Source organism: Pseudomonas sp. WC1 (assembly GCF_050586565.1).
Lineage (GTDB): Bacteria > Pseudomonadota > Gammaproteobacteria > Pseudomonadales > Pseudomonadaceae > Aquipseudomonas.
The window spans coordinates 35574-48238 of sequence record NZ_JBOBDQ010000047.1; the positions used below are offsets into that span (position 1 = coordinate 35574).

The window sequence follows — 12665 nt, forward strand, 5'->3', positions numbered from 1 at the left end:
AGTCGACATGGCACGCAATGCGTTGCGCAAAACCTCACTGGAAAGCATGGAAGCCGAGATCGAAAGCCTCCTCAAGACTCTGGAAGGCCTCAAGCACGATGCGTCGGAAGAAACGCAGAAGACCATGAAGACGCTGCGCGGCAACGCCGAAAGCGCCCTCAAGCACTCACGCAGCCTGCTCAGCGATGCCTATGAGGAAGTGAAGACCCGCACCCGCGAAACCGGTGTAGCCACCCGCGACTACGCCCAGGAACACCCCTGGACCACCGCAGGTGTCGCGGTGGGCGCCCTGGGCCTGCTGGCCGCCTACCTGATGTGCCGCCGCAACTAACCCGTCTGTCGCTGCAGCTCCTGGCGCAGCCATTGCGCCAGTTGCTCGGCGCGCCCGTCCGCGGCGCGCCGGGGTACCCACAAGGCCAGTGCCGCATTGGTGGGGGAAAAGCCCCATGGCGCGGCCAACCGCCCAGCCTTCAAGTCGTCCGCCACCAGCGGTTGCGGGGCGATGGCCACACCCAGCCCGGCTACCGCTGCTTCCAGCAAGTAGTAGAGATGCTCGAAGGCTTGCCCGTAGCTCAGCGCCTCGGGCGCCAGCCCATGCTGTCGCGCCCAGGTAGGCCAAGCCTGCGGCCGCGAGGTCGTATGGAGTACGGCAACATGCTGCAAAGCCACGGCTGGCAAGGCTTTCAAACGATCGAAAGCGTCAAAGCGCGGGCTCATCACCGGGCCGATGCGCTCTTCGGCGAGCACATGCACCTGCATGTCCGCCGGCCACGGTGGCTCTGCGTAAACCAGCAGTGCGTCCAGCCCCGGGCGTCGCGGATCAAGGTCACCTTCGCCCGCTGACAGGTGCAGGCGCAGCTCCGGCAGGTCGGCTTTCAGGCGCCCCAGGCGGGGGATGAACCAACGCGCCAGCAAGCTGCCGGAACAACCGAGCACGAACGGCGCTTCGTCGGCAGCGCGGGAAAGCTCGGCGCAGACCCCGCGCAGCCGGTCGAAGGCCTCGAAGCTGGCATCGCGCAGACGCACACCGGCATCTGTGAGTTTGACGCCACGCCCGTCCTTGACGAACAAGGCTACCCCCAGATGCTCCTCAAGCACCTTGATCTGCCGGCTGACCGCGCCATGGGTTACATGAAGCGCTTCTGCTGCCTGGCTGACACTGTTCAGCCGGGCTGTCGCCTCGAAGGCCCGCAACGCATTGAGGGGAGGAAGGTCCTGAGCCATCTTACTTGTGAGTTTTCCTGACAGGTTTGCGCAATCTTATCGGTTTTCAGCCGGCCACGTCGTGGTTAGAGTAAAGCTCATCGAATCTCTACTTCGCCTACGGAGCGCCCCATGACCCAGACCCAATACCGCCCCGGCCCCGACGCCAACGGCCTGTTCGGCTCGTTCGGCGGCCGCTACGTGGCCGAAACCCTGATGCCGCTGGTGCTCGACCTTGCCCGCGAATACGAAGCCGCCAAGGCCGATCCCAAGTTCCTTGAAGAGCTGGCCTACTTCCAACGCGACTACATCGGCCGGCCCAACCCGCTGTACTTCGCCGAGCGCCTGACCGAGCACTGCGGCGGCGCCAAGATCTTCTTCAAGCGTGAAGAACTCAACCACACCGGCGCGCACAAGGTGAACAACTGCATCGGCCAGGTGCTGCTGGCCAAGCGCATGGGCAAGAAACGCCTGATCGCCGAAACCGGCGCCGGCATGCACGGCGTGGCCACCGCCACCGTCGCCGCGCGCTTCGGCCTGCCCTGCGTGATCTACATGGGCGCCACCGACATCGAGCGCCAGCAGGCCAACGTGTTCCGCATGAAGCTGCTGGGCGCCGAGATCGTCCCGGTCACCGCCGGCACCGGCACGCTCAAGGACGCGATGAACGAGGCCCTGCGCGACTGGGTCACCAACGTCGAAGACACCTTCTACCTGATCGGCACCGTGGCGGGTCCCCACCCGTACCCGGCGATGGTCCGCGACTTCCAGTCGATCATCGGCAAAGAGACCCGCGCGCAGTTGCAAGAGAAGGAAGGACGCCTGCCCGACAGCCTGATCGCCTGCGTCGGCGGCGGCTCCAACGCCATGGGCCTGTTCCACGAGTTCCTCGAAGAGCCGAGCGTCAAGATCATCGGCGTCGAAGCCGGCGGCCACGGCGTGCACACCGACAAGCACGCGGCCAGCCTCAACGGCGGCGTGCCGGGTGTGCTGCATGGCAACCGCACTTACCTGCTGCAGGACGACGACGGTCAGATCACCGACGCCCACTCGATCTCTGCAGGCTTGGACTACCCCGGCATCGGACCGGAGCATGCTTACCTGCACGAAGTGAAGCGCGTGGAGTACGTCAGCATCACCGACGAGGAAGCCCTGGACGCCTTCCACGCCACCTGCCGCCTGGAAGGCATCATCCCGGCGCTGGAAAGCTCCCACGCCCTGGCCGAGGCGATCAAGCGCGCGCCGACGCTGCCCAAGGACCACCTGATGGTGATCTGCCTGTCCGGTCGCGGCGACAAGGACATGCAAACCGTGATGAACCATATGGCCGCCCAGGAGAAACAGGCATGAGCCGTCTCGAACAACGCTTCGCCGATCTCAAGGCCGAAGGCCGCTCGGCACTGGTCACCTTCGTTACCGCTGGCGACCCCGGCTACGATGCCTCGCTGCAAATCCTCAAGGGCCTGCCGGCCGCCGGTGCCGACGTGATCGAGCTGGGCATGCCGTTCACCGACCCGATGGCCGACGGCGTGGCCATCCAGCTCGCCACCCTGCGCGCCCTGGAAGCTGGCCAGACCCTGGCCAAGACCCTGAAAATGGTGCGTGAATTCCGTGTGGAGAACCAAACCACCCCGATCGTGCTGATGGGTTACTACAACCCGATCCATCGCTTCGGCGTGGAGCAGTTCGTCGCCCAAGCCAAGGAAGCTGGTGTCGATGGCCTGATCATCGTCGACCTGCCGCCGGAGCACGACGCCGAGCTGGCTACCCCGGCCCAGGCCGCCGGCATCGACTTCATCCGCCTGACCACCCCGACCACCGACGACACGCGCCTGCCACGCGTGCTGGAGCGCAGTTCCGGGTTCGTCTACTACGTGTCGGTGGCCGGCGTGACCGGTGCGGGCTCGGCGACCACCGAGCATGTGACCGAGGCCATTGCGCGCCTGCGTCGGCATACCGACCTGCCGATCAGCGTTGGTTTCGGCATTCGTACACCGGAGCAGGCTGCGGCTATCGCCCGCCTGGCCGATGGCGTGGTGGTAGGCTCGGCGCTGGTCGACAAGATCGCCCAGGCCAAGGGTGCCGACCAGGCTGTGAATGATGTGCTGAGCCTGTGCTCGGCGCTGGCTGAAGGTGTGCGCGCGGCACGCAACTAAGCGCGAGGGCTTCGCCCTCGATCGCCGGCAAGCCGGCTCCCACACGACCCGTGGGAGCTTGCCGGCCCAAGCAACTAGCCTTCGAAAATCGACAGGTCCAGCGGCCTGATCGCCCCCATCCAGATCGCATGATCGCGGTGATCCGCCAGTTCATCCCCGGTTTCCGGGTGCAGGAACACCACCAGCCCCTTGCGATACAGCGCCAGCCACGGCAGTACCACCCCCACCACCTCCGGCCCGAACGCCAGCTGGCAGCTCCAGTCCGGGTGCGGCCCGACCGGTTTCTGGTGCATGCGGCCCATGGTCACGGGGAACAGCCGCGTCGCCTCCTCGCATAGTTCACGGGCCTGTTCCATGGTCGATGCGTCGTAGTACACGTGGGCGTGATAGCCCTTGATCCTTTGCACGGTGGCTCCTGATTGCAGTAGTGCGAATATCTTGGAGTCTACGCCATCTCATTACAGGCGCTCCTGCTCCAGCCAATCCACAAACCGCTCGATCAACGCCCCACGCCGCTTGCGTGGCGGCAGTACCACGTAATACCCCCGCTTCGAGCGCAAGCTGCCTTCCAGCGGCCGACACAGCAGCCCCTGCTCGACCAGCCCGTCCACCAGGTGCGCCCAGCCGATCGCCACGCCCTGGCCGGCAATTGCGGCCTGAATCAGCAGGGTGTAGTTGTCGAACCGCAGCTGACCGGACGGAGGAGGGCTGTCCACACCAAGACCGCGGAAAACCCCGGCCCAATCGAACCAGCGACTGGCCTGCTCACCCTTCAGATGCAGCAATGGCAATCGCTGCAAAGCAACGGCTGACAAGGGTTTGCCATGAATCAGCCGAGGGCTGCACACCGGGAAAACTTCCTCATCGAACAGCCAGCGGCTCTCGCCCTGATGGAAGCGTCCATTACCAAACAGCACCGCCACATCGATGTCCGGGCGCAGCATCGCCTGGCTGCGCTCGCCGGTCACCAGGCTCACGTCCACCTGTGGATAAGCCTCGTGGAAACGCTGCAAGCGTGGCATCAGCCAGAACGCCGCAAAGGCGAAGTCGGTCGCCACCTGCAGCACCTCGCGCTGACCGCGCCCACTGGCTTGGGCAACGCCATCGTCCATCACCTGCAAGCCCTGGTGCACCTGCTCGAACAACAGCAACCCCGCCTCGGTCAGCTCGATGCCCCGGTAGATCCGGTCGAACAACCGCGTGCCCAGCTGCGCCTCCAGGCGCTTCATCTGCTGGCTCACCGCCGGCTGGGTGGTGCCCAGCTCCACGGCGGCAGCGGTAAAGCTGCGCAGGCGGGCGGCGGCCTCGAACACTCGCAAGGTGTCGAGGGGCAGGTCGGCAAGGTGCTCGAACATAAGCTTGGCTAATCCCAGTCATTGCCCGGCATGGGCTTTACCCCTGTTATCCACAGCCGCATGCTGGATTGCAAGTGATACCCATAACCCTCAACGATGGAAGGCACCCATGAAGCGACCCAACATCCTGTTCATCATGGCCGATCAGATGGCCGCGCCTTTGCTGCCCATCTACAACCCATCGCCGATCAAGATGCCCCACCTGGCCCGCCTCGCCGAGCAGGCCGTGGTGTTCGACAGTGCCTACTGCAACAGCCCGCTTTGCGCGCCGTCGCGCTTCACCTTGGTCAGCGGCCAGTTGCCCAGCCGCATCGGCGCGTACGACAACGCCGCCGACTTTCCTGCCGACATCCCGACCTACGCTCACTACCTGCGCCGCCTTGGCTACCGCACCGCGCTGTCAGGCAAGATGCACTTCTGCGGGCCGGACCAGTTGCATGGTTATGAAGAACGCCTGACCAGCGATATCTACCCGGCCGACTATGGTTGGGCGGTGAACTGGGACGCCCCTGACGGCCGCCCGAGCTGGTACCACAACATGTCCTCGGTGTTGCAAGCCGGGCCGTGCGTGCGTACCAACCAGCTGGATTTCGACGAGGAGGTGGTGTTCAAGGCGCGTCAGTACCTTTACGACCATGTACGCGAGGATGATGGCCGGCCGTTCTGCCTGACCGTTTCCATGACCCATCCGCACGACCCCTACACTATCCCCAGACACTACTGGGATATGTACGAGGCTGTGGATATCCCGCTGCCGCGCGACGAAATCGCACAGGATCAGCAGGACCCACACTCGCAACGCCTGCTCAAGGTCTACGACCTGTGGAACAAGCCGCTGCCCGTGGACAAGATCCGCGACGCCCGCCGCGCCTACTTCGGCGCCTGCAGCTACATCGACGACAACATCGGCAAGCTGCTGCGGACCCTCGAGGAGTGCGGCCTGGCCGACGACACCCTGATCGTGTTCTCGGGCGATCACGGCGACATGCTTGGCGAGCGCGGGCTCTGGTACAAGATGCACTGGTTCGAGATGGCGGCGCGGGTGCCGCTGTTGATCCATGCGCCCAAGCACTTCGCACCGGCGCGAATCGGCGCCAGTGTGTCCACCTGCGATCTGCTGCCAACCCTGGTCGAACTGGCGGGCGGCGCTGTGGATAACCACCTGCACCTGGATGGCCGCTCGCTGCTCGGCCACCTGCAAGGGCAGGGCGGGCATGACGAAGTGATCGGCGAGTACATGGCCGAAGGCACGGTCGGCCCGCTGATGATGATCCGCCGCGGCCCCTACAAGTTCGTGTACAGCGAAGACGACCCATGGCTACTCTACGACCTGAGCCGCGACCCGCACGAGCGGGAGAACCTCACCGGCAGCCCGGACCACCAGGCGCTGCTGCAGGCATTTGCCGATGAAGCCAGGCAGCGCTGGGATATCCCGGCCCTGCGCCAGCAGGTGCTGGCCAGCCAACGGCGCCGCCGCCTGGTGGCCGAGGCACTGGCCATCGGCAAGCTGGAAAGCTGGGACCACCAACCGTTGGTGGACGCCAGCCAACAGTACATGCGCAACCATATCGATCTCGACGACCTCGAGCGCAAGGCACGTTATCCACAGCCCGCACCCCTGGATTGAGAAGAGAGGCCGCCATGCAGAAGTTCTCCACCGCCGTGCTCACCCTGGCCCTGAGCCTGGGCACGGCACATGCCGCCGACAGCGACGCGCAATGCAGCACCGTGAAGATGGCCGACCCCGGCTGGAGCGATATCGCCAGCACCAACGCCATCGCCCGCCTACTCCTGGAAAGCCTGGGCTACCAGGTGAAGATCGACAGCCTGGCCGTGCCGATCATCTACGGCGGCCTGAAGGATGGCCGGGTGGATGCCTTCTTCGGCAACTGGATGCCGGCGCAACAGGGCTTCCATGACAAGTTCATCGCCAATGGCGATGTGCAGCAGCTGGCGAAGAACCTGGAAGGCACCGAGTTCACCCTGGCGGTGCCCGATTACGTATGGAACGCGGGCGTGAAGGACTTCGCCGACCTGCAAAAGCACGCTGCGCAGTTCGACAAGAAGCTCTACGGCATCGGCTCCGGCGCGCCGGCCAACCTGTCGCTGAAAGAGATCATCGACAAGAATGAGTTCGACCTGGGTCAGTGGAAACTGGTCGAGTCCAGCGAGCAGGCGATGCTCGCTCAAGTGGACCGGGCAGTGAAGAAGCAGCAGTTCATCACCTTCCTTGGCTGGACTCCGCATCCGATGAACGTGAAGCTTAAGATGCATTACCTCACGGGCGGGGAGAAATGGTTCGGCAGCAAGGGCGATGTCTACACCCTGACCCGCAAAGGTTATCCACAAGCCTGCCCGAATGCGGCGAAGCTGCTGGGGAACTTGAAGTTCTCGCTGGAGATGGAGAACAGCATCATGGCCGAGGTTGTGGACAAGAAGGTGAGCTTCGATGAGGCGGCCAGGAGTTGGGTGAAGGCCCATCCGCAGGTGCTGGAAGGGTGGTTGGCTGGAGTGACCACAAAAGCCGGTGGCAGCGCCCAAGAGGCCGTAACAGGCAGACTCTAGAGCCTTGCAGCCAGTTCCGGCCTCATCGCTGGCAAGTCAGCTCCCAGCGACAGTCTTGAGGCTTGTGGTATCACTGTGGGAGCCGGCTTGCCGGCGATGAGGCCAGCAAGGCCAACACAAGATCGGATCCTAAGCGAGTTGCCCCATGCCCCGCCTGACCCACCTGCTGCCCTTCCTCACCTGGCTGCCCCGTCAATCGGGCCGCAGCCTGCGCCAGGACCTGCTGGTGGGCCTGAGCGGCGCCATCCTCGCCCTGCCGCAGTCCATCGCCTACGCCCTGATCGCCGGCCTGCCCGCCGAGTACGGCCTGTACGCCGCCATCGTCCCAGTGCTGATCGCCTGCCTGTGGGGCTCGTCCTGGCACCTGATCTGCGGGCCCACGGCCGCCATCTCCATCGTCCTCTACGCCAGCATCAGCCCCCTGGCCGTGGCCGGCAGCGCCGACTATGTGACCCTGGTACTGCTGCTGACCTTCCTCGGCGGCATCTTCCAGTTGCTGCTGGGGCTGTTGCGCTTCGGTGCGCTGGTCAATTTCGTTTCCCACTCGGTAGTGCTGGGCTTTACCCTCGGCGCCGCCATCGTCATCGCCCTTGGGCAGTTACCGAACCTGCTGGGGATGGATCTGCCGAGCCAGGCCACGGCGTTGAAGACCGTGCAGGACCTGGCTGGGCACATGGGCGAAGTGGATCTGCCATCGCTGGCCCTGGGCCTGGCCACACTGGTGTTCGGTATCGCGTTGAAACTTTGGCGCCCGCGCTGGCCAAGCCTGTTGATAAGCCTGCTGCTGGTCAGCCTGGTGGCCTGGCTATTACCCGGCGTTTTCGGCCATGTGCCCAGGGTGGCTGCGTTCATCGGGCAGCTCCCGCCCTTCAGCCCGCTGCCTCTGCTGGATGTGGAGCTGATGCTGCGCCTGCTGCCAAGCGCCGTGGCGGTAGGCATGCTGGGGCTGGTCACCAGCCTGTCGATTGCCCGCTCGTTGTCGGCACGTTCGGAGCAACTGATCGACCCTGACCAGGAAATCCGCGCACAGGGCCTGTCGAATATCGGCGGCGCATTTTTCTCTGGTTATCTGTCTGCAGGTTCCTTCACACGCTCGGGCCTCAGTTACGACGCAGGTGCGCGGTCGCCACTGGCCGGGGTGTTCTCGGCGCTGTGGGTGGCGCTGTTCGCGGTGACTGGCGCCGGGCTAATCGCCCACCTGCCGATCCCGGCGATGGCGGGGAGCATCCTGCTGATCTGCTGGGGGCTGGTGGACCATCGCGGCATTCGCGCGCTGTTTCGGGTCAGCCGCTCGGAGTTCCTGGTCATGCTGTTGACCGCCGCCGCGACGCTGCTGCTGGAGTTGCAGACGGCGATCTATGCCGGGGTGCTGGCGTCGCTGTTCTTCTACCTCAAGCGCACGTCGCGGCCACGGGTGCAGCAGAGCCGGGAAGGAGAGGCGGATGTGTTGCGGGTGGGGGGGTCGATCTTCTTCGGCGCGGCGCACTACCTGCAGGTGCGCTTGCAGCGCTGCCAGGGACCACACGTGGTGATCGATGCGCGACAGGTGAACTTCATCGATTACTCGGGTGTGGATATGTTGCACCGCGAGGCGCGGCGGTTGATGCGCAGTGGCGGAAGCCTGACGTTGCAGCGGGCAAGGCCGCAGGTGATGGAGGAGTTGCAGAAGCTGGAGGGGGTTGAACTGTGTCCCATTCGATTTGAGGAATGAGCTTTGAAATCCTGGGGCCGCAAAGCGGCCCCAAAATCTCGAATTCAGCCGCGGGCCAACTGCCGGCGCAGCTCATCCAGCACTGGCCCGGTCTCAGGCCGAACCCCACGCCAGATGAAGAACGCCTCGGCGGCCTGCTCCGCCAGCATCCCCAGCCCATCCAGTACCTTGGCCGCACCCAGCTTGCTGGCCCACTGGCAGAACGGCGTCGGCTCCTTGCCATACATCATGTCGTAGCAAACGGTACGCCCCGCCTCGACCAGGCTGTCGGCAATCGGCGGCAGCTCGCCGGACAAGCTCGCCGAAGTGGCGTTGATGATCACGTCCACCGGCTCCTGCAACCAGGCAAAACCGCTGGCCACCACCGGCCCCAGCTCATCGAACTCACGGGCCAACTGCTCGGCTTTCTCCACCGTGCGGTTGGCAATCACCAGCGATTGCGGCTTGTGCGCCAGGATCGGCTCCAGCACGCCGCGCACCGCGCCACCGGCACCGAGGATGAGGATGCGCTTGCCGGCCAGCTCGACCCCGGCGTTGACGGTGAGGTCACGCACCAGCCCAGCACCGTCGGTGTTGTCGCCTTGCAAGGTGCCGTCGGCCAGCTTGCTCAAGGTGTTCACCGCGCCGGCACGCTTGGCGCGTGGGGTGAGACTGTCGCACAGGCGGTAGGCCTCTTCCTTGAACGGTACGGTAACGTTGGCGCCGCTGCCTTGCTTGAAGAAGCCACGGGCGCAGTCGCTGAATTCGTCCAGCGGCGCCAGCAGGGTGGCGTACTCCAGGTCCTCGCCGGTCTGGTCGGCGAACAGGCGGTGGATCAACGGCGATTTGCTGTGGCCGATGGGGTTACCGAAAACAACGTACTGGTCCATGGGGGATCCTCGGGTTTCCACAGGCTTACTGGGCGAGCCAGTCGCGGTCTTGCAGGAAGTACTCGGTCAGGCGCGCTTCTTCGCTGCCTGGTTCGGCTTTCCAATCGTAGCCCCAGCGCACTTGCGGTGGCAGCGACATCAGGATCGATTCGGTGCGGCCACCGGACTGCAGGCCGAACAAGGTGCCACGGTCGTAGACCAGGTTGAACTCGACATAGCGACCACGACGGTACTCCTGGAATTCGCGCTGCTTGGCCGTGTAGGGGGTGCCCTTGCGGCGCTGAATGATCGGCAGGTAGGCCTCGACATAGGCGTCACCAATGGCGCGGATGAAGGCGAAGCAGGTGTCGAAGTCCCACTCGTTCAGGTCATCGAAGAACAGGCCGCCGATACCCCGTGGCTCGCCACGGTGCTTGAGGTGGAAGTAGCGGTCGCACCAGGCCTTGTAACGCGGGTACACGTCGGCGCCGAACGGCGCGCAGGCCTGTTCGGCCACGCGGTGCCAGTGCACGCAGTCTTCTTCATTGCCGTAGTAGGGGGTCAGGTCGAAGCCGCCGCCGAACCACCACACCGCCTCTTCGCCCTCTTTTTCGGCGATGAAGAACCGCACGTTGGCGTGGGAAGTCGGCACATGCGGGTTGTGCGGATGGATCACCAGCGACACGCCCAGCGCCTCGAAACCACGGCCCGCCAGCTCCGGGCGGTGGGCACTGGCCGAAGGCGGCAAGCCGCTGCCGAACACGTGGGAGAAGTTCACGCCGCCTTTCTCGATCACCTTGCCGTCGCCGATCACCCGCGTGCGACCGCCGCCGCCGGCATCGCGCACCCAGGCATCCTCGACGAAGCGGGCGCCGCCGTCTTCGTTCTCGAGGGCAGTGCAGATGCGGTCTTGCAGGTCGAGCAGGTAGGCTTTCACGGCCTCGGTGCGGCTGGTCATCGGGTCACCTGGAAGGAGCGGGGAAAATTCGCCGCGTAGCATACCACCGGCAAACCCCGCGCCGCAGTTGACGGCGATCAAGCAAAGGCGTCCGATAGAAGGCCTTTGCAGCCCCAATGACAGGAGTGTGTGATGGCCAAGCGTATCCAGTTCAGCCAGCATGGCGGCCCGGAAGTGTTGCAGTTGGTGGAGTTCGACCCAGCCCCGCCCGGCCCGCAGCAAGTGCGCGTGCGCAACCATGCGATCGGCCTGAACTTCATCGACACCTATTTCCGAGGCGGGCTGTATGCGCCGCCGTCGCTGCCTTCCGGGTTGGGTACCGAAGCGGCAGGGGTGGTCGAGGCGGTGGGCGAGGGCGTAAGCCGGATCAAGCTCGGCGACCGCGTGGCTTATGCCGGTGGGCCGCTGGGGGCCTACAGCGAGGTGCATACGCTGCCGGAGGCCAACCTGGTCAAGCTGCCGGATGCGATCAGCTTCGAGCAGGCGGCGGCGGTGATGCTCAAGGGGCTGACCACGCAGTACCTGCTCAAGCAGACCTATGCGGTGCAGCCGGGGGATTTCGTGCTGTTCCATGCTGCTGCCGGTGGCGTCGGATCGCTGGCTTGTCAGTGGGCCAAGGCACTGGGGGCGAAGCTGATTGGTACTGTCAGCTCTCCCCAGAAAGCCGAGCGGGCCAAGGCACTCGGGGCCTGGGCGACCATCGACTACAGCCACGAAGATGTGGCTAAACGCGTGCTGGAGCTGACCGACGGTCAAAAGTGCGCGGTGGTGTATGACGGCGTAGGCGCCGATACCTGGCTGACCTCGCTTGATTGCCTCAGGCCGCGAGGGTTGATGGTGAGTTTCGGCAATGCGTCGGGGGCGGTGAGCGGGGTGAACCTGGGGATCCTGTCGCAGAAGGGCTCACTGTATGTGACCCGACCGACACTGGGGAGCTATGCCAACAATGCCGAGAATACTCAGGCCATGGCCGATGACCTGTTCGCGATGATCGCCAGTGGCAAGTTGGTGGTGGATATCCAGCAGCGGTATCCGTTGAGTGAGGCGGCCAAGGCGCAGAGTGAGTTGTCGGCGCGGCGGACGGTGGGCTCGACTGTTCTGCTGCCTTGAAATCCTGGGGCCGCTCTGCGGCCCATTCGCTGGCAAGCCAGCTCCCACAGGGACCGCGCAAACCTCCTGGATGACGCTGTACCTGTGGGAGCCGGCTTGCCGGCGATGGCGTCAGTTCAGCCAGCGGGCCTTTCGGCTATAGACGCTGACTCAATGCCCTCAAGCATCGCCTCCACCAACCCCTCCGCCATTTCCAGCGAATGCAGGCTCGACCAGTACATACCACGCCCCTCGTCGCGCAGGTGGTCGAGTGCCTTGATGCCAGTGTCGTAGGCGCAGCGCAGGTAAAGCGCTACGTGCACCAGGGCGTCGTGGGCTTCGATATTGGGGTTTACGGTGAAGAGTGGAGGGTGGCCGGCGTCGCAGCGGCCGAAGGGGTGGGTTGTGGTATTTGGGAGTGGTGGATCGGGAACAAGCTTTCTAGTCATGGGAATTCGCTCCTTAAAAAACCACCGGCCCCGCTACCACGCGAATTGGGTGGCGACTGTACGCGAGGTGGTAGACCCGGGCGATTCCCAAACCAGGCAGGCTCGAAAGCCTCCCACGCACAGCCGCCATGGACTGACATGGGGAATCGAATACCCGGGCTACCACACCCGATCGCCAAGTTATTCGGCGACGGTCTGGAGCCTAGAGGCAAGCGTTCCCACTGAGAAGGTAATGGCAGTCGACAGACTGCGTAGGATAATTCCCTGAATTCGAGATAGGCAGCCTTGGAGATCAAGATCAGAAAATGCTGAAGCTAGCACCGCCCCTGTG

Annotated in this window: 13 protein-coding genes; 7 read left to right on the forward strand and 6 right to left on the reverse strand. The window is 64.5% G+C overall.

What is annotated here, in order from left to right:
- Window positions 1-7 precede the first annotated feature (7 nt).
- A complete protein-coding gene (locus ACQ4OD_RS19655; RefSeq protein ID WP_023632598.1) occupies window positions 8-331 on the forward strand; it encodes a DUF883 family protein in 324 nt (107 codons plus the stop codon).
- Here the strand turns inward: ACQ4OD_RS19655 and ACQ4OD_RS19660 are convergent.
- Window positions 328-1224 (reverse strand): LysR family transcriptional regulator, encoded by an 897-nt coding sequence (locus tag ACQ4OD_RS19660; RefSeq protein WP_102682986.1) that lies wholly within the window; start codon window positions 1222-1224, stop codon window positions 328-330. The genes ACQ4OD_RS19655 and ACQ4OD_RS19660 overlap by 4 nt on opposite strands.
- Window positions 1225-1335: 111 nt before the next feature.
- Here ACQ4OD_RS19660 and trpB point away from each other — a divergent pair, with 111 nt between their 5' ends.
- Together trpB and trpA are read left to right on the forward strand one after the other, a co-directional pair.
- A complete protein-coding gene (gene trpB, locus ACQ4OD_RS19665) occupies window positions 1336-2553 on the forward strand; it encodes a tryptophan synthase subunit beta (RefSeq protein WP_139674661.1) in 1218 nt (405 codons plus the stop codon).
- Entirely contained in the window at window positions 2550-3359 is an 810-nt protein-coding gene (trpA, locus tag ACQ4OD_RS19670) for a tryptophan synthase subunit alpha (RefSeq protein WP_430944783.1), read from the forward strand. The genes trpB and trpA overlap by 4 nt, the downstream gene beginning before the upstream one ends.
- A gap of 74 nt (window positions 3360-3433) precedes the next feature.
- On the opposite strand, the gene ACQ4OD_RS19675 is transcribed toward trpA, so the two are convergent.
- Window positions 3434-3766, reverse strand: coding sequence for a DOPA 4,5-dioxygenase family protein (locus ACQ4OD_RS19675; protein ID WP_011531491.1), 333 nt, complete (start codon window positions 3764-3766; stop codon window positions 3434-3436).
- 51 nt (window positions 3767-3817) lie between these two features.
- Window positions 3818-4714 carry a choline sulfate utilization transcriptional regulator gene (locus ACQ4OD_RS19680; protein ID WP_102682983.1) on the reverse strand — a complete coding sequence of 299 codons (897 nt, stop codon included), beginning with the start codon at window positions 4712-4714 and terminating at the stop codon, window positions 3818-3820.
- Window positions 4715-4823: 109 nt separating this feature from the next.
- On the opposite strand from ACQ4OD_RS19680, the gene betC reads away from it, so the two are divergent.
- From betC to ACQ4OD_RS19695, 3 genes are all read left to right on the forward strand, one after another.
- Window positions 4824-6341 carry a choline-sulfatase gene (gene betC, locus ACQ4OD_RS19685; protein WP_198754073.1) on the forward strand — a complete coding sequence of 506 codons (1518 nt, stop codon included), beginning with the start codon at window positions 4824-4826 and terminating at the stop codon, window positions 6339-6341.
- 14 nt (window positions 6342-6355) lie between these two features.
- Entirely contained in the window at window positions 6356-7279 is a 924-nt protein-coding gene (choX, locus tag ACQ4OD_RS19690; protein ID WP_430944784.1) for a choline ABC transporter substrate-binding protein, read from the forward strand.
- 145 nt (window positions 7280-7424) lie between these two features.
- Window positions 7425-8990, forward strand: a complete 1566-nt coding sequence (locus ACQ4OD_RS19695) for a SulP family inorganic anion transporter (protein ID WP_430944785.1) — start codon at window positions 7425-7427, stop codon at window positions 8988-8990.
- Between the two features lie 44 nt (window positions 8991-9034).
- Here ACQ4OD_RS19695 and aroE read toward each other — a convergent pair whose 3' ends face one another.
- Both aroE and hemF read right to left on the reverse strand, forming a co-directional pair.
- Entirely contained in the window at window positions 9035-9859 is an 825-nt protein-coding gene (gene aroE, locus ACQ4OD_RS19700; RefSeq protein ID WP_139674672.1) for a shikimate dehydrogenase, read from the reverse strand.
- A 25-nt stretch (window positions 9860-9884) separates the two neighbouring features.
- Window positions 9885-10796 carry an oxygen-dependent coproporphyrinogen oxidase gene (gene hemF, locus ACQ4OD_RS19705; RefSeq protein ID WP_430944786.1) on the reverse strand — a complete coding sequence of 304 codons (912 nt, stop codon included), beginning with the start codon at window positions 10794-10796 and terminating at the stop codon, window positions 9885-9887.
- 132 nt (window positions 10797-10928) lie between these two features.
- Here hemF and ACQ4OD_RS19710 point away from each other — a divergent pair, with 132 nt between their 5' ends.
- On the forward strand, window positions 10929-11906 hold the full coding sequence (locus ACQ4OD_RS19710) for an NADPH:quinone reductase (RefSeq protein ID WP_430944787.1): 978 nt from the start codon (window positions 10929-10931) through the stop codon (window positions 11904-11906).
- A 116-nt stretch (window positions 11907-12022) separates the two neighbouring features.
- Here ACQ4OD_RS19710 and ACQ4OD_RS19715 read toward each other — a convergent pair whose 3' ends face one another.
- Entirely contained in the window at window positions 12023-12334 is a 312-nt protein-coding gene (locus ACQ4OD_RS19715) for a hypothetical protein (protein WP_430944788.1), read from the reverse strand.
- Window positions 12335-12665 lie beyond the last annotated feature (331 nt).

Excerpts from the sequence above, each read along its gene's own strand:
- trpB (WP_139674661.1), top strand. The coding sequence starts at position 1,336 with ATGACCCAGACCCAATACCGCCCCGGCCCCGACGCCAACGGCCTGTTC.
- hemF (WP_430944786.1), bottom strand. The coding sequence starts at position 10,796 with ATGACCAGCCGCACCGAGGCCGTGAAAGCCTACCTGCTCGACCTGCAA.
- trpA (WP_430944783.1), top strand. The coding sequence starts at position 2,550 with ATGAGCCGTCTCGAACAACGCTTCGCCGATCTCAAGGCCGAAGGCCGC.
- ACQ4OD_RS19710 (WP_430944787.1), top strand. The coding sequence starts at position 10,929 with ATGGCCAAGCGTATCCAGTTCAGCCAGCATGGCGGCCCGGAAGTGTTG.
- aroE (WP_139674672.1), bottom strand. The coding sequence starts at position 9,859 with ATGGACCAGTACGTTGTTTTCGGTAACCCCATCGGCCACAGCAAATCG.
- choX (WP_430944784.1), top strand. The coding sequence starts at position 6,356 with ATGCAGAAGTTCTCCACCGCCGTGCTCACCCTGGCCCTGAGCCTGGGC.
- ACQ4OD_RS19695 (WP_430944785.1), top strand. The coding sequence starts at position 7,425 with ATGCCCCGCCTGACCCACCTGCTGCCCTTCCTCACCTGGCTGCCCCGT.
- ACQ4OD_RS19715 (WP_430944788.1), bottom strand. The coding sequence starts at position 12,334 with ATGACTAGAAAGCTTGTTCCCGATCCACCACTCCCAAATACCACAACC.
- betC (WP_198754073.1), top strand. The coding sequence starts at position 4,824 with ATGAAGCGACCCAACATCCTGTTCATCATGGCCGATCAGATGGCCGCG.
- ACQ4OD_RS19660 (WP_102682986.1), bottom strand. The coding sequence starts at position 1,224 with ATGGCTCAGGACCTTCCTCCCCTCAATGCGTTGCGGGCCTTCGAGGCG.
- ACQ4OD_RS19655 (WP_023632598.1), top strand. The coding sequence starts at position 8 with ATGGCACGCAATGCGTTGCGCAAAACCTCACTGGAAAGCATGGAAGCC.
- ACQ4OD_RS19680 (WP_102682983.1), bottom strand. The coding sequence starts at position 4,714 with ATGTTCGAGCACCTTGCCGACCTGCCCCTCGACACCTTGCGAGTGTTC.